Source organism: Paenibacillus sp. T2-29 (assembly GCF_052921365.1).
In genome coordinates, this window is the sequence record NZ_JBREVE010000001.1 from 311662 (window position 1) to 334353 (window position 22692).

Below are 22692 nucleotides of genomic sequence, written 5' to 3' on the forward strand. Positions count from 1 at the left end.
TCCTTATGCATCCATTTGTGCTAGATTTGTTCATTCATCTGCTGGCATAATTTCTTCATGAGGTTGGCAAGCTGCACATTGTGAGGAAACAGCGCTGCCGCCTCACGAGCAGCCTGCACAGCCAGCTTATATTCATTCAATTCGTCATAAATCAATGCGAGCAGCAAAAATGCGTCACCACATAGCGGATCAAGAGAAATTGCCCGTTCGAGCAGCAAAATCGCATCCTGGTGCATCTGTGGCGTAGCTCTGTCGACCTCCAGCATTTTTCTGGCCTTTTCTGTATACTGCCTGGCTTCCTGCGCATGCAGATGGAGAACATATTCATCCTGATGTGGCGCGAGACGAACCGCATGCTCTGCATATGCAAGGGCCTGCTCCAAGCGTCCACTGCGAGCGTAGGTAACCGAGCAACGGAAATAATGCTCCGCATGATCAGGCTGGGCTGAAATCGCTTTTTCAAACCACTCCACCGCCTGCTCAAAATCGTTCTGCAAAATGCACTGATAAGCTTTCTGAACGTATTCCTCCGCCTTCATGACACTGCACCTCCGGGTAACCGGTTTGGTACAGCATATGTACAAAATGCCTAATCGGTGTCCTTTTTGGTCCAGCGATTCGCATCACGCGTGTTAAATTTATGCATAACCTTATCATGTGCCTCGGTCAAATTGATACCTAATGAGTTCGCAAAGCAAACTGTGATGAACAAGATGTCCCCCAGCTCCAGCTCAATGGAATTGTCCGCCTCATCCGTTTTTTTCGGCTTCTCACCAAAGGAGTGATTGACCTCCCTTGCCAGTTCACCGACTTCCTCGGACATCCGGGCCAACATGGCCAGAGGGCTGAAATACCCTTCTTTAAATTGAGAGATATACTGGTCTACCTCACGTTGAATTTCATCTAACGATTTTTCCATGAAACACGCAATCCCCCCATGTGCAGGTTTATTCATATGTTATCGTAAAGCACATTTTAAAACAAATTTTTTTTAATTGTGAACTTACGATGCCAACTTACAGTCATCTGTCTTTTAAAGCTGCCGCAAAAAGGTATACTAAACATAAGGGCCTGCGATTTAGCAAAAATTTGCATTCAGTCGCTCATCCTTAAACTGCTACTGTGAGGGATCTTATGAAAATATCCAAGTCCATGGAACAGCTTAAATTGATCTTGCCCATCGTATTCGGCACCGCCATCTATGCATTCGGTCTGCTTTATTTTATTATACCCAGTAAACTGATGGAAGGCGGTATTACAGGGATCACCCTGCTGTTAAATTATGCTTTTTCGATTTCACCTTCTCTCTCCACTTTGTTTCTGAACATTCCATTATTTTTAATTGGATGGAAAATGCTTGGGGGCAAGCAGATTATATATACGGGGGTCGGTATTGGGTCGCTCACATTCTTTCTGTGGTTATTTGAAAAAATGATTCATTTCGGATGGATGGGGACGTTTCAGACTGAACACGATTTTATACTTTCTTCATTATATGCGGGGGTTACGCTGGGGGCCGGGTTAGGTATTGTGTTCCGCTTTGGCGGCACTACTGGCGGCTCGGATATTATCGCTCGTATTTTAAACAGGAAGTTTGGCTGGAGTATGGGAAGGATTATGCTGGTCATTGACATTGTCATCATCAGCGCTTCACTACTTTACATACCCAAAGAAAAAATTCTATATACATTAGTCGCTGTGTTCATTGCGTCCAAAATTATTGATTTTATACAAGAGGGAGCTTATTCCGCCAGAGCTTTTATGATTATCAGCGACCACACGATGGACATTGCAGATATTATTACCAGGGACATGGATCGCGGAGTTACGATTATTCCGGCTGTAGGTGCATTTTCCAAACAGGCCAAGCATGTTGCCTATTGTGTCGTGTCCCGTCAGGAAATACGGCGACTGCACCAAATTGTTAAGGCGGTTGATCCACGAGCGTTTATTATCATTCAGGATGTGCATGATGTGCATGGCGAAGGGTTCAAAGAGGAATAGCCCGGTAATCCGGGCAATGGGCTGACATATATGGATGGATCCACAGCCAACGATGCGAATGTTCAAACTTTCATCGTTACCCAATGAAACCAGCCCGATATTTACGATAACCTGCGTAAGCCAGCGCCAGCAGAACAATCATGCCGATGGCCCATTCAGCCCGGCGCTCACTCTCACGCGGGATAAATGGCGCCAGTGCGGTAGCGTCTTTCTCACGTCCAAACAAGGCATTAAATGTCGGGTTGCCTTGGTCCAATGCTCCTCTAATCGCTGAGGCATCTGCATTTTGCTGATCTCCCAATCCTTTGACGTAGGAAATCCAGGAATCAGTCCGCACGACCTCGGTTGTTCTGCCATGGATCAATGCTGCTGTACGAATCGTTTCATAGTGGTCTTCCAGCACTTCGGTACCAGCTTTGAATCCCTTCATGTTCCCTTTAGCAAACTGGTTATTCAAGCCGCTAACATCTTCTCTTAAAATCTTATAATACTGCTGCCATAAGGGCTGGCGCGGGTGCGCAAGCGCATCTGTCGCAAGCCGTAAATTCGCAGCTGCCTTCACCCATTCATCCGGTGATGCTTGAACCGACTGTGTAGCTTGCTGCACCTCCAGAATGCTGCCGGATAGAGCATGAATGGCCTCTACAGATAGCGCTGCCTGCACCTGTCCAGTGCTGAACCATCTGCTCACCTCGGCTACATCCGCGCGTGCTTTTTCAATATTCCCGTCCATTACGTCACGGTACAGTGTCGCAGCTGCATGATCCAGTTCTTCAATTTCCTTGGTATTACCTTCGGGTTTTGACTGATCGCGCGCTTCTGCCATACCTGGAGGGACGTAGACGGACAGCAGCAGGACCATGGATAACACAATACTCAAAACCACACGTAACGTAATACGAACCCCCCGACCCCTAATCATGGGACATCCCTCCTCACCTTACTGTATGGCAAGGTTAACGGGACTAGAACTGGCTTTAGGTGAAACGTTAGAAACCGGCTATGCTCTGGACAAAATAGGAAACATAAGTGGATTTTCATTACATCTGTTGGGATGCTTAGTCATATAAAACAGCATAGTATCTTCCTGCTTCAGCACAGACATTTCGCAGCCGTCCTGTTCTTTTGGTGTAAAGCCAAAAACAACCTTTTTCGTATCTTTTTTCATGACTGCCCCTAGAATTTCATCTAAAGAAATGTCACCCGCTCCAAAAATATCGTAACAATTCATCGTATCCCCTTCGAAATCTGCAACAACAATCGTATCGTATTGAGGTATGTGCCAGAACTTGTCTTTAAAAAATAAGGTACTATAAAATAAAACCAACCACTCATTGTTTTCCGCAGAAAAAAGTGAATACGGATTGAAGTCAGCACTCTTCATCTTCAACAACTGCAAATCCGACATTTCTTCTGTATTCAATTTCTCGATCCTTATGTCCAAGCTGTTAGGTGCCTTCCGGCTATATTGATACTCGGGTGCCGAAGCGAAGCCGAATTTAGGATAAAAATCCCTCACACTATCATTTCCAAACAGATAGATACCATCACAATTGCCATGCCAATCTTTCAGCGCTTGCTCTACTAAAAACCGACTCAAACCTTGATTCCTGTAGTTTGCATCCGTCATTACAGTCCCGATCTGAATATATTTTTTCTTCTCGCCTGATACATCAAAATCCATTAGATTTACAGATACATTGGCCACAACACAATCCTCATCCAAAAGGACATAAGGAATATATCTATCCTCCCAATCCCCCAATTGAAACCAGGCTTCAAAATCAAAGCCAAAACTCTGTTTTGCTAATTCATTAAAACTTGTTTTTATTTTGTGATCATCACGGATGCCCTTTTGGAATACATATTCCTTTTGATTTATAACTATATGCATCTCTATTTCTCCATTCAAAAGACTCAAGCTATATCACGATGAGACGATACCTTTCGATTACGCGCCAACATGGCAAGCCATGCCGCTACAATACTAACAAGGGTCAGCATGTAGGTAAAGACACATACTTGCGGTACATCATCCGTTAGTGTTCTGGGAAGATAAGGGTATATGCCAAAGGTATAATCCATCGTATCATTTAACAAGGTCCACAGTGCGGCTAAGCATAAAGCAATCCATTTGCAGGTAAAAAAACGTACAAACAGTAACGCTTCGACCGCCATTGCCGTGTGAGATGCTATCAGCATCCAATCCTGCCATACCATAGTTCCCCCCTGCGCAACTCCCCACAAAATAATAGCCGAAGCCCAAATGCCATACTTTACACTCGTGACGACAGCCAACGCCTCCATAATCTGGCGAAAGATCTTCAAGCTCTTGAACCGCGGAGGATAGAGCAAAAAGGCTATGGAAATTGTAAAAAATAGGCTGGCTGTCGGACTATCAGGCACAAATACAATCTGCCACATCGGGTGATAATTCAGTGTATATTCCAGCTGTCCTCCATACCATATGTATCCATACACCGTTCCAACTAAATTACACCAGAACAGCAGCCACAAAAAGGGCCGGCTCGTCAAGAACGACCGGCTCCACAAATAAGATAACGACACGCCCTTCATCCTCCGTTCATACGACAGATACCTTGCACAGGCACTATCTTACAAAGACTATATCATATCCAAGCGTATCAAAAAAACCTGACCGCCGTTACGGGTCAGGTTTGATGATATAATCTCAAACTGGCGCTTGGTCATTTATGACCAACTTAAGCTTACCAAAAGCGTTCTAACTCATTGCTTTCAGCTCATCCGTAAGATGACGAAAAGCTACTTCATCTCCGGAGGCTAACGCCTCATCAATATCCTTGTAAAGTTTTTCACTCCGGTGTTTACGTAATGCCTCGTCCAAAACCATTTCAGCAGACAGGCCCAACATTACCTCATAAGTAACCTTCATTTTATCCATAGGATGCACCTCCAACATGAGTTTAAGAGATCCTATATTCTTTTCCTTTCGCCACATAGCTGAGTGTCGTTCGTGACATCCGCTGCAAATCTGCATCTGTCAATTCGCGCACCACTTTGGCAGGTGTACCGATAGAAAGAGTATAGGATGGTATTTTGGTATTTTCCATAACGACCGACCCTGCTCCTATTAAAGCATATTCACCAAGCTCCGCTCCGTTGAGTACAATGGCCCCCATACCAATTAAAGTGCCTTTGCCTATCGTACAACCGTGGATAATGGCAGCATGTCCTACCGAAACATCATTCGCCAGCAGCAGGGGCTGATCCGTGTTCACATGTCCCACGACGCCGTCCTGAATATTGCAGCGTTCACCGATGATGATAGGCGCCATATCCCCGCGCAGTACGGCATTAAACCATACGGAGGACTCTTGGCCGATCGTTACTTTTCCGACAATTTTTGCTCCTTCTGCCACATAGACAGATGAATGGAGCTGTGGCATGTTTCCGTTGTAGTGAATGAGCATCAACTTCACCCTCTCATATTTTGGGTGAAATTCTATCAACATGTGTACTGCTTGTCAATGGAGCCGTATACCCGAGTCGTTTCGCCCAAGGCGGCACTCTCCCGCCAACTTCTGCCCCCAGGCCGTCATTTGTACAGAAGGTCCTGTTGAATGCTCACCTTGTCGAAGCATACCCAAGTGAAGCATCATTCGTATAATCCTCTGATCAAAGACCGAACGGGGGGTGTCATAGTAAAACGGTCGGATCAGTGGACCAATATGCACAAAAAGCGACTCCGAGGATGTCCATGGCCTGGCACATTCTCCAATCCAATAGACTAGTGAAAGCAGATTGGGTACGGCTCCTTTATACAATCTTAACCAAAACCTGAATAGCTGTATCATTTCATCCTCAATTGCAATTTCCTGTTGTGCCTCCCCTTTTTCGGTCAGCTCAACCCGGTCTCCCTTCTCCTCAATATACTTGGAGTGACGGGCGTAATCGTACAGTAATGCCATTCGATCCGGATAAAACTTAAAAGAGGAACCATAGCCAAAACGCCATCCTCCTTTACCCAACAACGGCTCCGCAATGTGCAAATGCTCCATTAGCTGCTGCTGATTGCGACGGTACCAAGCTCCCTCAGGATTAAGCAGAACCTCATGCTGTCTCATATATTGAAGGAAAAGCCGTAAATCCTCCGCCAGTAGATGACCTTCATCCCGGTACGACGACGGTTCGCTTACTCGAGTCATCCCGTTTTGAAAGCCATGTACCATAACACGCCGGAAGCGCTCTTTCATATCCGACGGAATTTGGTACAAATACCTCGTATTGTGCGTCGAACCGTTGAACAACCAGCCGCTAGAACGCAGACGGGTCACAATATCTCGTGGTCGCTCACCAGCATCTCCGTCATTCTCAACCGACTGTTTGGCAATCGCAATCAATTCCTCCATACTGAAATAAGGTCGGTCATCGAACAATAGCGCGTTCAAAAACCTTACCTCTGACAACCTCAGCTCCTTGACCTGCGTCTCAAAGAAACTACTACTGCCGAGCTTTGTCAAAATCCCTTGGATCAACTCATGCTTGGAATTAGGTTTGCAGTCACAATCGTAATACACTGCGATTCTGTTCAAATGCAAAATATCCGCAAATGTCAGCATATCCGCCAGATTCATTGTTCCATCGCCTCGTCACTGGACTGTCATCCGGAAATGATTCTTACCTGTTGTACCCACAGCTTTGACGGAATCTTCAGACTCTAAACCTCTTTTTTGGCAAAGGTATAATTAAAAAACAAAAAGACCACGACTCTATGATGAATAGAAGCCGTGGTCTTTCACAAATTATTCAAGTTGCAGTTACTTTTTCTCTTGCAAATGCTTTGTACAATTATACAAAAGCGGTTCCCAGTCCGCATCCTCACGCTGGAGTACACTTAGTGACAAATTGCCAATACGTTCCGTGAATTTTTCCTGATACAGAGCCTTATACAAATTAGCCAAAAAACCGCCGTGGGAAACGACCAGCAGATTCTTGTCCCGATTTTCCGTCCAAAGAGCCTCCATAAAAGCTAGCGCGCGAAGCTGAAGATCTGCATCGCTCTCCTGCCCCAAATCCAGCAGATGCCAGTCAACTCCCCACTTTTCTTCGCGTTCGGCCTGCGTCATCCCCTCGACCTGACCATAAGCACGCTCTCTTAGTCGATCATCAGGTTCCAGCAACGGCAAATGCAGAGCAGAGGCAATAATATCCCCCGTTTCTTTCGCTCTGGAGAGGCTACTTGTAATAAGCCCGTCCCAATGATAAGGCTCTTCCTTCAATCGTTCTGCCAGCAAGCGTGCCTGCCGACGCCCTTCCTCATTCAATGGAATATCACTGTGGCCCTGGATTTTACCTACCGCATTCCAATCCGTCAATCCATGTCTGATCAAGCCAATAAGCATTGTGTTAGTCCCCCGCTGTTGTGTTATTCAGGCATTATAATGAATTTTATATGGAGCCCATCTGCCAGCTAATTTCTAACTCTTCTCGTCCGATGGATCCAGCCCAGAGAAAATAAAGCAAGCGCAAGTGCCAATACAGACAGCAACATCCAGTATTGCGGGTAAGTAGGAACAATGCTTGCAACCAGCGGATCCATAATGCCACTGTTCACATCTTTAATGTGGTATTGATACTGTGGAGATGTACTTGTAGTTTCCAGCAGGCCTGTCGGTAAAATACCCGTGTCCATGACAGGAGCCGCTTGGGGGGGATTTTCCTGAGAGGAGCTTCCATTCCAGTTCAAAAATAAAAAGCTGCACAAGAATACGGCCAAGAAGCCGGCGATCCATACAGACATATACTTACGGGCTGCTGGGTTCACTCGCGCACGTCGATGCTCGCCCGGAACAAGCCACGGTGATTCTTCATAAATTCGATCCATGACTCTACGATTCATTGCCTCTAGCTTATCATCTGTTATTTCAAAGGAAATATCACGAATAGCTGATCGACTTTCTTTTGACAAATTCCAATCATTCTCTTCCGAACCATGCTCCCACCCGGCAGACGAGCTTTTGGCCCGTCTGCGCTCCGAGTCTTGTTTCGATACATTTTTGCCTGTAGCGAACAAATCCTCAGCGTCCCTGGATTTCATTGGCTGCTCATCCCTTCGTTTTCCTCATAGAGAGGCTCAAAAAAATAAGGCTCCAACTGCGTCTTCACACTGGTTCTTGCCCGGAAAAGCAATGACTTCACCGCACTGACCGTCTGTCCTAAAATAGTCGCAATTTCCTGATAATCCAATTGCTCATATTCACGCAAAATCAGCGCAGATCGCTGCTTCTCAGGCAATCTGTTGATTGCTTCACGAACCATCTCTACCTTCTCACCGCGAAGAACAGCCTGCTCCGGAATCACATCCGATGGAGCTACCGGTACATAACCGCTCTCTTCCAATGGAACCTGACCACTACGGTGCTTGCGAAGCTCGCTTAGCACCGTATTGCGTGCAATTGTATATAGCCAAGTGGAGAACGATGCATCTACCTCGCGAAAAGAATGCAGGCTCCGATACGCTTTATAAAACGTCTCCGAGCATAAGTCTTCAGCAATCATTTCCAGGTTCGAACTTTTCAGCATATGATAAACAAAAGCTAAAATTTTACGTTGGTGTCGCCTCATTAATTCTGAATAAACCTCGACATTACCTTGTTTGATTTCCTGAATCATCTGGGAATCTGTCATCATCCGAGTGAGACCCTCCTCGCCCATACATGTGCTGTTTTCCCGTTCGATTCTGTCTATATATACCGAACAGGTCAAAAAAAGTTGCGCCCTCTGCGCAAATGGATGAAACAGCATCATGGAACATTTGTTATTTTCTTACCCTATGTAGTGCCAACATTAACGGTGCTATCCCCAACAATATTCAATATCCAAAATGGACTTACCCATTGTACCACAAAATGGCCGCCAGTAAAAAAGTCCAAAATCCCCACGATTTCCATCAAAGGCTCCCTAACGCTGGCAGCTAATTCATTTAAACAGCTTTTCAATGGATTTTTAGTTTTTTCAAGATAAATGACAAACCCAATGAAAGTGTTCCATATAAAGCACCAGTAAGGATAATTACACAAAAAAAAGAAAACGCTTTAAAAAATATTGACAAAATGAAAACGTATACATATAATAAAAGTACAGTATGGTTTCTCTCCACTCCTATCCTACTCAGCTACTTTACTGAAAGTAGCTACCACCCGGGGCTTTACCCGGGTGGTCTTTTTTTGTTTTCCAATACTCCTCTTTACCTTACTCACCTACCCATATGTGGGTTGATAAAATACATCAATAATTTACTAATTATTTGATTATCCTATTGAAACACATTATTATATAATAAATTTTTTCAATAGGTAGGGGGCAGGTAATGAATAATAAGTGGAACAAGGCTGTATATAAGATTTGGTCTCCAATTTATGATAAGTTTTTCAATTCAGGCAGCTTCCTCAATTCTAGAAAGATCATATTTCAAGAAAAGTCATTTAATAGCGAGCAAAAAATACTTTTTGTAGGTGTAGGAACTGGAGCAGATTTAGAATTAATAAATCACTACGGGCTGGATATTACTGCCATAGATTATTCACCTGAAATGCTTAACAAAGCAAAAGAGAAATTTATTAACACCTCCATAAAATTCTTAGTAATGGATGCTCAACAAATGAATTTTATGGATGAGCAATTTGATATAGTAGTAGGAAGTTTAATTCTCTCAGTAGTACCTAACGCAAATAAATGCTTCGATGAGATGGTGCGGGTTTTGAAAAAGGACGGGGAAATTATTATTTTCGATAAGTTTTCTCCTAAAGGAAAAAAGCCCTCATTATTCAAAAAAACGATAAGACCCGTTATTAAGGTGTTAGGAACCGATATAGGGTTGAATTTTGAAGAACTGTTTGAAACCCAAAAAACAAAACTGCGGATCAAAGAGGATGCACCTATAATGTTCAACGGTATGTATAGAAAGATAGTAATTACAAAATAAGGCGTAGCTTCACCACCTCTTCAAGTAACAAAAAAGCGAGCGAAGAGAACCTTCGCCCGCCTTAGATCTTTTCTTACTACTCACTCCCAGAAAGTGTGGTCCTTTTATGGCGGCTGTAGCGTAGAGGTTCATTTGAATCTGGAGAAGCGTAGCGTTCGCCTTTGCCTGCGGATTTTCACCTTTGAACATATAATCAGAAAATCCGCAGGCAACAGCGATCGTAAGATCAAATGAATCGCGGAGCGGAGTATCTCTTTAACGAATACTCATTCCACTTCACCCTTCAAACCACCACTTTATAGCCCATCGAATCCAGCAACCTTTTGGCACGTTCCCAATCCTGCTCTTGACGAAAGGAAAGCCGCATGATGCCAGGAACATCCTCCCGGCTTTCAATGATTCGCATATTACTCAGATTAATGCTGTGATTTCCCAGTTCCATTGCAATTCTTCCGATAATCCCTGGGGTATCCGGTACATCAATATACAGATCAAACGTAGAGACAATAACTCCTTTACGACGCTCTGGCAGTTCACTACGGAAATGCCCAGCTGTCAAAAATTCGTCAGCAATTCCCTCTCCGTCTTGTGTTCTCAGCAAGTGAGTAAAACGCTCAATCTGCCCATTCCACTCTTCCAACAGACCCAGTAAAACATCACGATTACTCAGCAAAATGTCCCGCCACACAACCGGATCACTAGAGGCTATCCGTGTAATATCACGAAATCCACCAGCAGCCAATGTACGGTACAACGGATTTTCATCATTGTGCTTTCGCACCTGATTCACCAGCGCTGCTGCAATAATATGCGGAAGATGACTAATCGCACCGACAATATCATCATGCATATCAGGTTGGACACGCACAACATGAGCACCTGTATATTTCAACAAATGCTCCAGCGAGCTGTATGCTTCCTCAGGCACACCCTCTGCAGGGGAAAGTACATAATATGCGTTTTCAAACAACAACGCAGAAGCGGCCTTGACACCGGAACGCTCTGATCCGGCCATCGGATGCCCCCCGATAAAATAAGCGTTGCGCAAAGAAATTTCTGATGCTTTTTTGGCAATCGCCGATTTCGTGCTGCCTACGTCGGTAATAATACAACCCGCTTTAAGCGGTAGCTGACTTAACAACTCGAGATAATGCTCCAGTAAACCAACCGGGACACATAAAAAAATAAAATCGGCATCCTTTGCCGCCTCTTCAACCGAAAGAGTCGCAGTGTCTACGACACCACGGCTTAACATCGGTTCCATCAGTTCAGGGAGATGAGCGTGGCCGACTACCGTAATATCCGGTTTCCCTTTAAAACAAAGTGCGAGGGACCCGCCAATCAGTCCCACGCCGAAAATAGCAATCTTCATCTAATATCAAATCCCATCTGCGGAAATTATAGGCGTACTTTCGCCGCTTCCGCCCCTAGGACCTGTTCCAGCGCGCGAATAAACAACTCATTTTGCGGCTGTGATCCAACCGACACCCTAATATAAGTCGGATATTTGTGATGACCTGCGCGAATGATCACACCTTTACGAAGCAACTCCTGAAATACCTCACCGGATGGACGACGTACATCCAGCATAATAAAATTACCATGTGCCGGGAAAGACTCCAGCCCCAGACGTTTCAACTCATTTTGCAAATAAGCTCTACCCTCTGCATTACGATCTCGGCATTCCTGAACAAATTCCTGATCTTCCAAGGCAGCAATGGCCGCAGCCTGCGCTACCCGTGAGGTATTAAATGGCTCCCGAACCTGATTGATCAAGCGAATGGTTGACTCGGCCCCCATACCATATCCGATACGTAGCGAAGCCAGACCATAGATTTTGGAGAAGGTACGTAGTACAACCAAATTTTCATAAGCTGACAACAAGCGAATGCCGTCTGGATACGAACGATCTATTACAAACTCAGCGTAGGCTTCATCCAGCACCACCATGATATGCTTGGGTACTTGGTTCAGAAACGCTATCAACTCGGCTTCGGGTACAATCGTTCCTGTTGGGTTATTTGGATTACAGATCCAAATAATTTTTGTACGGTCATTGATATGAGATAGCATGGCATCCAAATCATGTACACCGTCACGCAAAGGCACCTCAACTGCAACTGCTCCCTCAATTTCCACGTTACTTTTATATACGGAAAATGTCTGATCAGCCATGATGCTTTCTTCCCCTGGAAGGAGAAATGCACGCGTAATCAACGCAATAATTTCGTCAGAGCCACAGCCATAGATAAACTGTTCTTCTTTTAAACCCGTCCGTTTAGCTAGTGCTTGTGTCAGAGCAACTGCACTTCCGTCAGGATACACACTGATGTTAGCAAACTCCTGCTGAATGGCCTGCAACACTTTAGGAGAACTGCCATACGGATTCTCGTTTGAGGCGAGCTTGATTACTTCATCGAGTCCCAGCTCACGTTTCACATCCTCAATCGGTTTACCGGGCTGATATACTGGCAAATGTACAATATGCGGTTTAGGTTGCATGCCCCTACCTCCTCTATCCAATCAGAACTATATTTAAAATTTCTATTTTGACCCTATTACTGCTTTAATTGTGCCACAAAATCACGAATTTGCAAAAGCCCTTCTTCTCTGCGTGCAGAATCCTCCAGCAATGGAATGGCTTCCTCCACCTGGCGCACAATGGCACTGCCAACCACAACTCCATCGCAAATGTCTGAAAACCGGACAACCTGCTCACGATTTGAAATACCAAAGCCTATCGCCACCGGAACACTGGTATGCCGTTTGACCTGCGCGATAAAGCCCTCTATACCTTCAAAAAAAGAAGCTCTTTCTCCGGTTACACCCAGCGAAGATACACAGTATACAAATCCACGGGCCTGACGGGCAATTCGTTCGATACGCTGTTCAGACGTTGGGGCTACCAGCGGGATCAGATGCACACCCACCTCAGCTGCACGTCCTCCCAGCTCTTCTGCTTCTTCAAGTGGAAGATCCGGAATAATAAGACCACTGATACCGTGCTCCTGCAAGCCAGCAAAGAAAGAATCCATTCCCATCTGCAATACAGGATTATAATATGTGAACAGAATAAAAGGCAGGTTTGAACCTGCCGCTCTAGCCAGAGACGCGGTCTCCATACAGGTGCGGATCGAAATTTGCCGTTTCAATGCACGTTCAGACGCACGCTGAATCACAGGACCGTCAGCCAACGGATCCGAATAAGGTACGCCTAGTTCCAATATATCGGCTCCGGCCGACTCTAACTGCCGAATGATCTCTATCGTAGTATCTACGTCCGGGTCGCCTACCGTCAGAAAAGGAATTAATGCCGTTTTGCCTTCATTTTTAAGGCGTTCAAACGCCTGATCAATTAAATTCATGACGGATTTCCCCCTAAATACTTGATGATGGAGTCCACATCTTTATCCCCGCGCCCAGACAAACAAATAACGATAATATCATCTGCGGTCAATGTAGGTGCCAGCTTGGCGACCTGTGCAACGGCATGCGCCGACTCTAATGCAGGAAGTATTCCTTCGGTACGGCAAAGGAGCTGAAGTGCATCTAGTGCTTCCTGATCGGTAATCGGAACATATTTGGCCCGCTCAATATCTTTTAGGTATGAATGCTCCGGTCCAACACCTGGATAATCCAGTCCAGCCGAGATGGAATGCGCAGGCTGCACTTGTCCGTACTCATCCTGAAGCAGATAACTCATAGAGCCTTGGAAGACCCCTTGTGTTCCCTTGCTCATGGTAGCTGCATGGAATTCCGTCTCGACGCCTTTTCCAGCAGCCTCCACGCCAATCAAAGCGACACCCTGATCCTCTATAAAAGGATAAAACATGCCGATAGCATTGCTTCCACCACCGATCGCTGCCACGACTACATCCGGAAGTCTACCTTCCTTCTCCAAGATCTGACGGCGTGTTTCATCGCCTATCACACGTTGGAAGTCCCGCACCATCATCGGATACGGATGTGGGCCGACAGCCGAACCCAAAATATAGAACGTATCATGGACGTGGCTCACCCAATAACGCAAAGCTTCATTCCCGGCATCCTTCAGTGTACGCGTACCGGATGTCACCGGAATCACTTCTGCACCCAAAAGCTGCATCCGAAATACATTCAACTGCTGACGAACTGTATCCTCTTCCCCCATAAACACCTTGCATTCCAATCCGAGCAATGCAGCCACAGTAGCCGTCGCAACACCATGCTGCCCAGCACCTGTTTCGGCAATAACCTTCTGCTTACCCATACGCTTCGCCAGCAATCCCTGGGCCAATGCATTATTAATTTTATGGGCGCCAGTATGGTTTAAATCTTCGCGCTTCAAGTAAATTTTAGCCCCGCCCAGATGTTGACTCAGTCGCTCCGCATGATAAAGCGGCGTTTCCCGACCCGAATAGTCTTTTAGAAGTCCGTTCAACTCTGCTTTAAATTCAGGATCATCCGCATACTTTCGGTAGGATTCCTCCAATTCAATCAGTGCGTTCATCAACGTTTCCGGTACATAACGTCCGCCAAAAGTTCCAAAACGTCCGTTGTTATCAGGTAATTGTGTCATGCCTGCTTCACCCTTTCTACGAATGCTGTGATTTTTGCAATGTCCTTGACTCCGTTCGTCTCTACACCGCTGGACACATCCAGCCCTTCGGGATGATACTCGTTAATCAGCTTTTCTGCGTTATCGGCAGTCAGTCCCCCGGCTACAAACAAAGGAATTCCATGTTGATGAGTCCAAGCCTGATAGGCAGGAATTCGATCCCACGCAAACGTTTTTCCAGAACCGCCACCATACAGGGGATCGTATGTATCCAGCAGTAAAGCATCGATCGTTCCGACATAAGCCTCCAATTCGTCCGCTCGGTATTCGATCTTCCCCTTCACGGTCTGCCCTTGGCTATCCACAGACCAGGCCTTGAATACTTGTATGCCAAAACGTTCCTTAAGCTCCCGACAACGCTGAGGACTCTCCTGTCCATGCAGCTGGATGACATCCAATGGTGCTTTCTCCATCACATCGTTTAGCATTGCGTCACTAGGGTTCACAAATACGCCCACGCTACGAGGTCTGCTGCCTGGAGTCCATTCATCCAATACGCGAAGCAACTCTCCAGCATGTGCGCCGTCAATCCGGCGCTTACTGTCAGCAAACACAAAACCTATATAATCGACCGGTAAGTTTACAATAGATTTTAGCACTTCAACGCTTTGAAGTCCACAAATTTTTACGCCCGTTTTGTTCATGCTCTAACCCCGTCCATCAATTCGGCTACAGCCTGTCCTACATCTTCCTTACGCATCAAATGCTCCCCTACCAGAATGCCGTGCGCACCTACCGAATGCAGATACTTCACATCTTCCGGTCCTGCAATGCCGCTTTCGCTGATGAATGTAACCCCTTTAGGGATCAGTGAGATCAGCTCCTCTGTCGTCTGGAGACGGGTCTCAAATGTCCGAAGATTACGATTGTTCACACCAATTAAGGTTGCTGTCCCAAGATCCAGCACTGTTTTAAGTTCCTCACTGTCATGAACCTCTACCAATGCATCCAGCCCAAGATCCTTGGCGATTTGTAAGAATGACCCTAATACATGGGGTTCCAAGATAGCCACAATCAACAGTACCGCATCTGCTCCTAACAGACGAGCTTCATATATTTGCCGTTCATCAATGATAAAATCTTTTCGCAGCAGCGGAATTTTCACCTGATCGCGAATTTGCTGCAAATATTCAGGACTTCCCTGAAAATACGTCACATCTGTCAGTACAGAAATGCAATCGGCTCCTGCCCCCTCATATGCACGTGCGATATCCACCGGATGAAAATCAGGTCGAATCAACCCTTTTGACGGGGAAGCTTTCTTCACTTCAGCAATCAGCCCGAGCGGACGGTTGCGTCCGCTGGCGAGCGCATTTTCGAATCCTCTCGTCACAGGTAAATCCGCAATTAAGCGTTCGGCTTTATTAATTTGAAAATGCTGCTTCAGCTGCTCCACTTCTTGTCGCTTCGTCACCACGATTTTATCAAGATACATATTGATATTCCCCCGTTGCCTGTATTAATTGATCCAGCTTGGAAAGTGCCAGTCCGGAGTCAATGGCTTCTGCTGCTCGCGCTACTCCGTCTGTCAAGCTAGCTGCTGCGCCTGAGACATAAATACATGCTCCTGCGTTCGCTAGCACAACATCACGATAGGCCCCATGCTCTCCGTTCAAAATTCGTCGTATGATATCTGCGTTAACCTGTGCATCGCCGCCTAACACCTGATCTAGAGAATGTGTCTGCAAGCCCAGATCGGACGGATGAAGCTCGAACGTGTGAACCTTGCCGTCCTTGAGCTCGGATACTCGCGTCGCAGCCGAGATACTAATTTCATCTAGTCCATCCAAACTGCTGACAACCATGGCTCGTTTGGAGCCGAGCTGGTTCAATACCTCGGCAATCACTTCCGTTTTGCTGGCATCATAAATGCCCAACAGCTGTCGATCCGCACCAGCCGGATTCGTCAATGGACCGAGCATATTGAATACTGTCCGCACACCTAGCTCGCGACGCGGCGCTGCGGCATGCTTCATAGACGGATGATACAGCTGTGCGAATAAAAAGCAAATGCCAATGCGGTCCAGACACGATCGCGCCTGATCACTTGTCAAATGAATGTTGACTCCGAGTGCCTCCAGGACATCAGCGCTTCCGGCACGGCCACTTGCAGAACGGTTGCCATGCTTTGCTACCCGCACGGAAACCGAAGCCGCGATAATAGCAGATATCGTGGAAATATTAAACTTGTGAATGCCTGAACCCCCGGTGCCGCATGTATCCAGTAGACGACTGTTCCCTTCTCCAGCTTGCACTGGGCTAGCGTAATTGCGCATTGCTTCGGCAAAACCGGTGATTTCATCTACCGTCTCTCCCTTGAGGCGAAGAGCCGTCAGGAGCCCGCCGATTTGCGCCTGTGTAGCACTCCCACTCATAATCTGTTCCATCACGCTACGGGCCTCCGTACGCGAAAGATGCTGTCCCTCAATGATCCGGCTTAACCCTACTTGCATCATGTCATGTCGTTCCATTGTCGTCTCCTCCTCAGAATCAGATTTTGGTGTGTTACGGAGTGTACAAATAATCTTGGTTGATGACGCTGTTGTAAGGCTGTGTCGTTGCTGGGAACATCGCTTCCGCCGTGCGGATTGCTTTCAGCAGTGCCTTTGCTTTGTTCACTGTCTCCTGATACTCGCTTTCTGGTACTGAGTCCCACACAATCCCAGCTCCTGCCTGGACATAGGCCCGGTTCTTTTTAAACACAATTGTGCGAATCGTAATGCAAGCATCCATATTGCCTGAGAAGCCCAAATATCCAATTGCTCCTGCATAGGTTCCGCGTGCTTCCCGTTCCAGCTCGGCAATAATCTCCATGGCCCGTAGCTTTGGAGCTCCTGATACGGTGCCGGCAGGCAGGCAAGACAGGAAAGCATCGAAGAAATCTTTGTCCTCACGCAGCTCACCTGACACATTCGATACAATGTGCATCACGTGGGAATAGCGTTCAATCTCCATGAACGTATCACATTTTACGGTGCCAAACTGGGATACACGGCCCAGATCATTTCTTCCCAAATCGACCAGCATCAGATGCTCTGCACGTTCTTTTTCATCCTTCAACAATTCTTCAGCAAGTGCCGCATCTTCTGTTTCCGTTACACCACGCGGTCTCGTTCCTGCAATCGGACGGGTCTCTACACGGCCGTTTTCCACCTTGACGAGTGCCTCCGGCGAAGTGCCTACGATGATCTCGTCATCCATTTTCAAATAATACATATATGGCGACGGGTTCATCGTGCGCAGCACGCGGTATACCTGTAGTGGAGAGGCCTCTGTATCAATGTGAAAACGCTGGGACAGTACAACCTGAAAAATATCACCTGAGCGGATATACTCCTTTGCCTGTTCCACGTTTGATATAAACTGTTCCTTCGTCACATTGGATTGAATCTCACCCAGTTCCACATCATCAGGAATGGAAGCTGATCCTAATCGCTCCGGTGGGGACTGCTTGCGCAGATACTGCGCCGTGTTCTCCAACTTGCGTTCCACATCTGCATAAGCAGCACGTATGTCCTCCTCGCGGAACCCTTCACCTATATGAACATTGCCAACCAGCAAAATTTGCTGTTTCACATGATCAAAGACAATGACTTGATCACAGAACATAAAACGAATATCATCCATATTCAAATCATCTACCGAATGCTCCGGCAGCTTTTCGTAATATTGAAGAAGGTCATATCCAAAAAATCCGATAGCCCCGCCTGTAAACGGAGGCATTTCTTTCAGTTTCGGACTACGGTATTTACGAAGCAATGCTTTGAGCGCTTCAATCGGCTTGTCGCTTAATATTTGCCGTTTACCGTGCTGTTCCAGAATCAATCGACCTTTTTTACCTGAGACCATTAGAAACGGGTCTGTTCCGATGAAGGAATGTCGCGCCCACTGCTCGCCTCCCTCTACACTCTCCAGCAGAAAGGCACGGTCCCGCTCAGCATACCGGCGGAATATCCGAATCGGCGTCTCCATATCAGCCAGCACTTTTTTGTACACAGGAATCAGGTTAAATTCATTCGCCATTGCTATCACTTGCTCCACATGCGGCGTTAACATGAGATCACTTCCTTTCCAAATTGGCGCAGAACCCTATGGAGAGAATAAAAAAGCCTCTACCCGTAAGGTAGAGGCTGTCAGTTATTGAAATTATAAGAATGCTCCATATGTAAAATGATTACAGCAAATAGACAAAAGCATATACTCATCCCTTTGCATAACCACGCAGGTTACCTCAAATAAGCTTCTCTTTAGAAGAAAGTCTCTTCATGGACAAAAGCTTACCCGCTACCGCCGGTCTCTGTAATCTCATATGGAATTGGCTAAGGCTACACTCTTCTCATCTCAACTCTGCTCTGGCTAACTCTACTCTACTCAACTCTGCTACACACACTATATCTCATAGAATGTTACTTTGGCAACCATCAACTTCAAAAACGGGCGATTATTTCCCTTGGGAAGCCAGATCCGGTCTTAACATCTGTGCTCCGTTCAAATATACATGTTTCATTTCACGCTGAGATTTATCAGTATTCACCTGTACCATCAAACGGATGCACTTGGGCAAGCTGCCAGCCACAGGAATTTCTAATGCACACATGAGTGGAACCATATCCCAGCCGTCAAGCTGACGGATGGCCATGGCTGGAAAGGCAGCATCCAGGTCATGCGTCACCGTTATCCATACATTACTAATATCGTCTGGCTGAATTTCATTGTAGGATACAATTTCCTCCAGCAGTTGGCTTGTTGCTTCCAAAATTTCGTTTGCTTCATTATTTGCAACGGTCGTCGCGCCACGAATACCACGATTGTACATCGTTACGCCTCCTCTTTTAACTGTTCAATGACTTCCCGGATGTAAGAGACGGAAATATCCTTCACAACCTCCACACGCCCAATACTGCGTGGGACAACGAAAGTAATGCTGCCTTCCTTGAACTTTTTGTCATGCATCATCGCTTCAAGCAGTCGATCTGTATCGAGATGTGATGGAAGAGAAGTCGGTAAGCGCAGCGAAGACAGCATCTCCTTCGTTTCGTTTACCAAAGAAGGATCTGCCCCCAGCTTCACACCCAGAAGTGCGGAGCCGACCATACCAATAGAAATGGCTTCCCCGTGTAAAAACTCACCATATCCCGCAATCGCTTCAATCGCATGACCAATCGTATGACCTAAGTTTAGAATAGCGCGCAAATCGTTTTCTCGTTCATCGCGCGACACGACTTCGGCTTTAATGGAACATCCCTTTTCCAGTCCATACTCCAGTGTCGCCGCATCCAGTGCGAGCAAATCCGTCGCTTGCTCACGGCACCACTGAGCGAAATCGGCATCCCAGATCAAGCCATGCTTGATCATTTCAGCTAGTCCCGCAGATACCTCGCGAGGAGGTAATGTTGACAACGTATCTACGTCATACAGTACAAGTTCCGGTTGGTGGAAGGCTCCTATCATATTTTTTGCCAAGGGATGATTGATGCCAACCTTACCACCCACGCTGCTGTCATGAGCAAGGATTGTAGTTGGAACCTGTACGAACTTGATGCCTCTCATAAAAGATGCCGCCACAAATCCAGCCAAATCACCCACCACACCACCACCAAGAGCGATAACGGCTGAATTCCGATCCAGGCCGCCCTCAATGGCTGCTGTTATAACCTGCTCAAATACAGCAAGCGACTTGGATGTTTCACCTGGTTTAACGACAAATGATACCGTTTTGTATCCCGACTCCTGAAGATTGCTCTCCAATGCTGCCAGGTAAAATCCCGCTACATTTTCGTCTGAAACAATCAATAATGGGCTTTTTTGTGCAATTCCTCGTTCCTTCAACGACTCTCCGGCCTGATGCAACAATCCACGTCCGATATGAATAGGATAAGAACGTTCGCCAAGCTGTACCGTCAGCGTACTCATCTTAGTACTGCTCCAATTGTTGTTCATAGGATGCAATATTCGCGCGGATTTCTTCAATTGAATCCCCGCCGAATTTCTCTAGCAAAGCTTTGGCTATTTCCCAAGCTACCACATGCTCCATGACTACGCTTGCCGCTGGTACCGCACATGCATCCGAACGCTCAACCTGTGCAGTGAACGCTTCCTTCGTATCAATGTCGACGCTTTGCAGCGGCTTATAGAGTGTAGGGATTGGCTTCATTACGCCACGAACCACCACGGGCATTCCGTTGGTCATGCCACCCTCAAAACCACCCAAACGATTCGTACGACGATGATACCCACGTTCCTCATCATACAGAATCTCATCATGCACCTGTGAACCGCGTAATTCTCCTGCTTCAAACCCGATGCCGATTTCCACACCTTTAAATGCATTGATCGACATGACTCCTTGTGCGATACGCGCATCCAGCTTCCGATCATACTGTACATGACTGCCTAGACCAATCGGAACACCTTCCACGATACATTCCACTACCCCACCGACGGAGTCGCCTTCTTGCTTGATCAGGTCAATATATGCTTCCATTTTCTTCTCCGTTTCCGGATCGGTTACTCTCACCGAAGAAGCTTCTGTTACAGCAATCAGTTCATCAATCGGCAAATCGCGATAAGGAGCTTCGATTTCACCAATACGGATGACCTGACCTGCCACTTTGATTCCGAACTCAGCCAACAATTGACGAGCCAAACCGCCACATGCCACACGAATTGCTGTTTCACGTGCACTGGAGCGTTCCAACACGTTACGAAGATCCTTCAGGTTGTATTTCATTCCGCCATTCAAATCCGCATGGCCCGGACGTGGCCGATGAACCCGACGCTTCTCTTCATCACTACCTTCAATAGGCTCAATATTCATAATATTCTGCCAGTGCTTCCAATCGTTATTTTCCACAACTAGCGCAATTGGTGCACCTGTGGTATATCCGTGACGTACGCCACCGGCAATCTTCGCCGTATCTTTTTCAATCTGCATACGCCGCCCCCGTCCATATCCTTTCTGACGACGGTGCAACTGAAAATTCAATTCCTCAAAATCCAATTTTAAATTACTCGGCATACCCTCTACAATGGCAGTTAGCTGGGGACCATGCGTTTCCCCCGCGGTTAAATAACGTAAACTCATGACGCGTTCCCCCTTTAAACTGTTAAACTGTGCATCGCTAAAATCTTTAACTGTGCTTCATTATAGTATACGCACCTTTCTTTGACAAGAAAAGCCACGTGTGAGGCAGATAAACAAAAAAACACGTCCTTCAGCCAGAAGAGCTAAAGGACGTGCGCTGTTGATAAGCCAGCCATCCATTACTTAAGGATACAAATAAGTTCCTACGAAACGATGGATGATATGTACAGGCTTATGCTTTTTTGCGATAAAAAAAGGTTTCAGTCGATTCCAGCCCGTATTGGTTAGGAGAAAAGATTTGCTCGGTACTGCCGACAAATAGAACACCGCCGGGACGAAGGCTGGCAGCAAACTTTTGATATAACGCATGTTTGGCCTCTTCTGTAAAATAAATCATAACATTTCGACAGATAATGAGATCATACCCATCATCAAATCGATCCAGCAGCAAGTTTTGCTTTTGAAATTTCACAGCCTGTTTTAAACGGTCATCAATCCGATACATGGCACCATCTGGTTTAAAATATTTGCTAGCTACCTGCTCAGGCACATCCTTGAGCGAACGCTCCAAATATTTACCTTCCTTGGCTTTAGCCAATGCGCCATCATCAATATCGGAAGCTGTAATGGAGCAATTCCCCAAAATTCCTTTACCGTCGAGAACCATTGCTAGGCTATAAGGCTCTTCACCAGTCGAGCAGGCCGCACTCCACAGCTTAAGCTTCTGCTTTCCCACAAGCAACTGTGGCAAAATGATATCCCGCAGCACTTCCCAACGATTAGGATTTCGCCAAAACTCGGAAACATTGATCGTCATACGATCCAGAAATTCATAGAATAGAGGTTTTTCCTTCATCATGGCATCATAAAAAGAAACAAAACTGGGAAACCCGTTTTTGTTGCGAAGCGTCGTTAACCGCCTTTTCATCTGTGCTTCTTTGTATTGTGCAAGATCAATACCTGTGCTGTCTTTGATTTTGCGGATAAACGCTGTGTAATCGGGGTCCGTCTGACCCAGTTCCAGATCTGTCATGCTACCAT

25 protein-coding genes are annotated in these 22692 nt (G+C 46.3%); 2 read left to right on the forward strand and 23 right to left on the reverse strand.

Annotated elements, in window-relative coordinates:
• Window positions 1–20: 20 nt before the first annotated feature.
• Together ACU1JV_RS01860 and ACU1JV_RS01865 are read right to left on the reverse strand one after the other, a co-directional pair.
• Window positions 21–539 (reverse strand): tetratricopeptide repeat protein, encoded by a 519-nt coding sequence (locus tag ACU1JV_RS01860; protein WP_013371650.1) that lies wholly within the window; start codon window positions 537–539, stop codon window positions 21–23.
• 50 nt (window positions 540–589) lie between these two features.
• Entirely contained in the window at window positions 590–919 is a 330-nt protein-coding gene (locus ACU1JV_RS01865) for a nucleotide pyrophosphohydrolase (protein ID WP_007430805.1), read from the reverse strand.
• Window positions 920–1134: 215 nt separating this feature from the next.
• Here ACU1JV_RS01865 and ACU1JV_RS01870 point away from each other — a divergent pair, with 215 nt between their 5' ends.
• Window positions 1135–2004 (forward strand): YitT family protein, encoded by an 870-nt coding sequence (locus tag ACU1JV_RS01870; protein WP_413986555.1) that lies wholly within the window; start codon window positions 1135–1137, stop codon window positions 2002–2004.
• Window positions 2005–2080: 76 nt separating this feature from the next.
• Here the strand turns inward: ACU1JV_RS01870 and ACU1JV_RS01875 are convergent, their stop codons facing one another.
• The 9 genes from ACU1JV_RS01875 to ACU1JV_RS01915 form a co-directional block, all read right to left on the reverse strand.
• Complete coding sequence (locus ACU1JV_RS01875) at window positions 2081–2926, reverse strand: sporulation protein YpjB (protein WP_013371652.1); 846 nt, start codon at window positions 2924–2926, stop codon at window positions 2081–2083.
• Window positions 2927–3004: 78 nt separating this feature from the next.
• The gene (locus ACU1JV_RS01880; RefSeq protein WP_413986556.1) at window positions 3005–3898 is read right to left on the reverse strand and encodes a GNAT family N-acetyltransferase; all 894 of its coding nucleotides are present in this window, start codon (window positions 3896–3898) and stop codon (window positions 3005–3007) included.
• A gap of 23 nt (window positions 3899–3921) precedes the next feature.
• Window positions 3922–4572, reverse strand: a complete 651-nt coding sequence (locus ACU1JV_RS01885; protein ID WP_413986557.1) for a DUF1405 domain-containing protein — start codon at window positions 4570–4572, stop codon at window positions 3922–3924.
• Window positions 4573–4747: 175 nt separating this feature from the next.
• Window positions 4748–4927, reverse strand: a complete 180-nt coding sequence (locus tag ACU1JV_RS01890) for an IDEAL domain-containing protein (RefSeq protein ID WP_013371655.1) — start codon at window positions 4925–4927, stop codon at window positions 4748–4750.
• A 22-nt stretch (window positions 4928–4949) separates the two neighbouring features.
• Window positions 4950–5456 (reverse strand): gamma carbonic anhydrase family protein, encoded by a 507-nt coding sequence (locus ACU1JV_RS01895; protein WP_413986558.1) that lies wholly within the window; start codon window positions 5454–5456, stop codon window positions 4950–4952.
• A 54-nt stretch (window positions 5457–5510) separates the two neighbouring features.
• Complete coding sequence (locus tag ACU1JV_RS01900) at window positions 5511–6620, reverse strand: hypothetical protein (protein ID WP_413986559.1); 1110 nt, start codon at window positions 6618–6620, stop codon at window positions 5511–5513.
• Between the two features lie 183 nt (window positions 6621–6803).
• Entirely contained in the window at window positions 6804–7388 is a 585-nt protein-coding gene (locus ACU1JV_RS01905) for a histidine phosphatase family protein (protein WP_013371658.1), read from the reverse strand.
• 68 nt (window positions 7389–7456) lie between these two features.
• Window positions 7457–8083, reverse strand: a complete 627-nt coding sequence (locus ACU1JV_RS01910) for a hypothetical protein (protein WP_013371659.1) — start codon at window positions 8081–8083, stop codon at window positions 7457–7459.
• On the reverse strand, window positions 8080–8676 hold the full coding sequence (locus ACU1JV_RS01915) for an RNA polymerase sigma factor (RefSeq protein ID WP_013310707.1): 597 nt from the start codon (window positions 8674–8676) through the stop codon (window positions 8080–8082). Before ACU1JV_RS01915 ends, ACU1JV_RS01910 begins: the two co-directional genes overlap by 4 nt.
• 679 nt (window positions 8677–9355) lie before the next feature.
• Between ACU1JV_RS01915 and ACU1JV_RS01920 the strand changes: the two genes are divergently transcribed.
• Window positions 9356–9970: a class I SAM-dependent methyltransferase gene (locus ACU1JV_RS01920; protein WP_040103488.1), complete on the forward strand. Its 615-nt coding sequence runs from the start codon at window positions 9356–9358 to the stop codon at window positions 9968–9970.
• 283 nt (window positions 9971–10253) lie between these two features.
• On the opposite strand, the gene ACU1JV_RS01925 is transcribed toward ACU1JV_RS01920, so the two are convergent.
• The 12 genes from ACU1JV_RS01925 to ACU1JV_RS01980 form a co-directional block, all read right to left on the reverse strand.
• Window positions 10254–11342, reverse strand: coding sequence for a prephenate dehydrogenase (locus ACU1JV_RS01925; RefSeq protein WP_413986560.1), 1089 nt, complete (start codon window positions 11340–11342; stop codon window positions 10254–10256).
• A 26-nt stretch (window positions 11343–11368) separates the two neighbouring features.
• Window positions 11369–12472 (reverse strand): histidinol-phosphate transaminase, encoded by a 1104-nt coding sequence (hisC, locus tag ACU1JV_RS01930; RefSeq protein ID WP_016822198.1) that lies wholly within the window; start codon window positions 12470–12472, stop codon window positions 11369–11371.
• A gap of 56 nt (window positions 12473–12528) precedes the next feature.
• Window positions 12529–13335, reverse strand: coding sequence for a tryptophan synthase subunit alpha (gene trpA / locus ACU1JV_RS01935; RefSeq protein WP_025675664.1), 807 nt, complete (start codon window positions 13333–13335; stop codon window positions 12529–12531).
• On the reverse strand, window positions 13332–14528 hold the full coding sequence (gene trpB / locus ACU1JV_RS01940; RefSeq protein WP_058829729.1) for a tryptophan synthase subunit beta: 1197 nt from the start codon (window positions 14526–14528) through the stop codon (window positions 13332–13334). The genes trpA and trpB overlap by 4 nt, the downstream gene beginning before the upstream one ends.
• Window positions 14525–15211 (reverse strand): phosphoribosylanthranilate isomerase, encoded by a 687-nt coding sequence (locus tag ACU1JV_RS01945; protein ID WP_413986561.1) that lies wholly within the window; start codon window positions 15209–15211, stop codon window positions 14525–14527. The genes trpB and ACU1JV_RS01945 overlap by 4 nt, the downstream gene beginning before the upstream one ends.
• On the reverse strand, window positions 15208–16002 hold the full coding sequence (gene trpC, locus ACU1JV_RS01950) for an indole-3-glycerol phosphate synthase TrpC (protein ID WP_165082351.1): 795 nt from the start codon (window positions 16000–16002) through the stop codon (window positions 15208–15210). The genes ACU1JV_RS01945 and trpC overlap by 4 nt, the downstream gene beginning before the upstream one ends.
• Entirely contained in the window at window positions 15992–17038 is a 1047-nt protein-coding gene (gene trpD, locus ACU1JV_RS01955) for an anthranilate phosphoribosyltransferase (protein WP_090738866.1), read from the reverse strand. Before trpD ends, trpC begins: the two co-directional genes overlap by 11 nt.
• A gap of 34 nt (window positions 17039–17072) precedes the next feature.
• A complete protein-coding gene (gene trpE, locus ACU1JV_RS01960; protein ID WP_013371669.1) occupies window positions 17073–18623 on the reverse strand; it encodes an anthranilate synthase component I in 1551 nt (516 codons plus the stop codon).
• 385 nt (window positions 18624–19008) lie between these two features.
• Window positions 19009–19383, reverse strand: coding sequence for a chorismate mutase (aroH, locus tag ACU1JV_RS01965; protein WP_013371670.1), 375 nt, complete (start codon window positions 19381–19383; stop codon window positions 19009–19011).
• Window positions 19384–19385: 2 nt separating this feature from the next.
• Entirely contained in the window at window positions 19386–20480 is a 1095-nt protein-coding gene (gene aroB, locus ACU1JV_RS01970; RefSeq protein ID WP_264215774.1) for a 3-dehydroquinate synthase, read from the reverse strand.
• Between the two features lies 1 nt (window position 20481).
• Window positions 20482–21651, reverse strand: coding sequence for a chorismate synthase (gene aroC, locus ACU1JV_RS01975; RefSeq protein ID WP_019687864.1), 1170 nt, complete (start codon window positions 21649–21651; stop codon window positions 20482–20484).
• A 232-nt stretch (window positions 21652–21883) separates the two neighbouring features.
• Window positions 21884–22684 (reverse strand): CheR family methyltransferase, encoded by an 801-nt coding sequence (locus tag ACU1JV_RS01980; RefSeq protein WP_413986562.1) that lies wholly within the window; start codon window positions 22682–22684, stop codon window positions 21884–21886.
• Between the last annotated feature and the right edge of the window lie 8 nt (window positions 22685–22692).

Coding starts and splice junctions, on each gene's coding strand:
- ACU1JV_RS01860 (WP_013371650.1), bottom strand. CDS start 539: ATGAAGGCGGAGGAATACGTTCAGAAAGCTTATCAGTGCATTTTGCAG.
- ACU1JV_RS01865 (WP_007430805.1), bottom strand. CDS start 919: ATGGAAAAATCGTTAGATGAAATTCAACGTGAGGTAGACCAGTATATC.
- ACU1JV_RS01870 (WP_413986555.1), top strand. CDS start 1,135: ATGAAAATATCCAAGTCCATGGAACAGCTTAAATTGATCTTGCCCATC.
- ACU1JV_RS01875 (WP_013371652.1), bottom strand. CDS start 2,926: ATGATTAGGGGTCGGGGGGTTCGTATTACGTTACGTGTGGTTTTGAGT.
- ACU1JV_RS01880 (WP_413986556.1), bottom strand. CDS start 3,898: ATGCATATAGTTATAAATCAAAAGGAATATGTATTCCAAAAGGGCATC.
- ACU1JV_RS01890 (WP_013371655.1), bottom strand. CDS start 4,927: ATGGATAAAATGAAGGTTACTTATGAGGTAATGTTGGGCCTGTCTGCT.
- ACU1JV_RS01895 (WP_413986558.1), bottom strand. CDS start 5,456: ATGCTCATTCACTACAACGGAAACATGCCACAGCTCCATTCATCTGTC.
- ACU1JV_RS01900 (WP_413986559.1), bottom strand. CDS start 6,620: ATGAATCTGGCGGATATGCTGACATTTGCGGATATTTTGCATTTGAAC.
- ACU1JV_RS01905 (WP_013371658.1), bottom strand. CDS start 7,388: ATGCTTATTGGCTTGATCAGACATGGATTGACGGATTGGAATGCGGTA.
- ACU1JV_RS01910 (WP_013371659.1), bottom strand. CDS start 8,083: ATGAAATCCAGGGACGCTGAGGATTTGTTCGCTACAGGCAAAAATGTA.
- ACU1JV_RS01915 (WP_013310707.1), bottom strand. CDS start 8,676: ATGATGACAGATTCCCAGATGATTCAGGAAATCAAACAAGGTAATGTC.
- ACU1JV_RS01920 (WP_040103488.1), top strand. CDS start 9,356: ATGAATAATAAGTGGAACAAGGCTGTATATAAGATTTGGTCTCCAATT.
- ACU1JV_RS01925 (WP_413986560.1), bottom strand. CDS start 11,342: ATGAAGATTGCTATTTTCGGCGTGGGACTGATTGGCGGGTCCCTCGCA.
- hisC (WP_016822198.1), bottom strand. CDS start 12,472: ATGCAACCTAAACCGCATATTGTACATTTGCCAGTATATCAGCCCGGT.
- trpA (WP_025675664.1), bottom strand. CDS start 13,335: ATGAATTTAATTGATCAGGCGTTTGAACGCCTTAAAAATGAAGGCAAA.
- trpB (WP_058829729.1), bottom strand. CDS start 14,528: ATGACACAATTACCTGATAACAACGGACGTTTTGGAACTTTTGGCGGA.
- ACU1JV_RS01945 (WP_413986561.1), bottom strand. CDS start 15,211: ATGAACAAAACGGGCGTAAAAATTTGTGGACTTCAAAGCGTTGAAGTG.
- trpC (WP_165082351.1), bottom strand. CDS start 16,002: ATGTATCTTGATAAAATCGTGGTGACGAAGCGACAAGAAGTGGAGCAG.
- trpD (WP_090738866.1), bottom strand. CDS start 17,038: ATGGAACGACATGACATGATGCAAGTAGGGTTAAGCCGGATCATTGAG.
- trpE (WP_013371669.1), bottom strand. CDS start 18,623: ATGTTAACGCCGCATGTGGAGCAAGTGATAGCAATGGCGAATGAATTT.
- aroH (WP_013371670.1), bottom strand. CDS start 19,383: ATGTACAATCGTGGTATTCGTGGCGCGACGACCGTTGCAAATAATGAA.
- aroB (WP_264215774.1), bottom strand. CDS start 20,480: ATGAGTACGCTGACGGTACAGCTTGGCGAACGTTCTTATCCTATTCAT.
- aroC (WP_019687864.1), bottom strand. CDS start 21,651: ATGAGTTTACGTTATTTAACCGCGGGGGAAACGCATGGTCCCCAGCTA.
- ACU1JV_RS01980 (WP_413986562.1), bottom strand. CDS start 22,684: ATGACAGATCTGGAACTGGGTCAGACGGACCCCGATTACACAGCGTTT.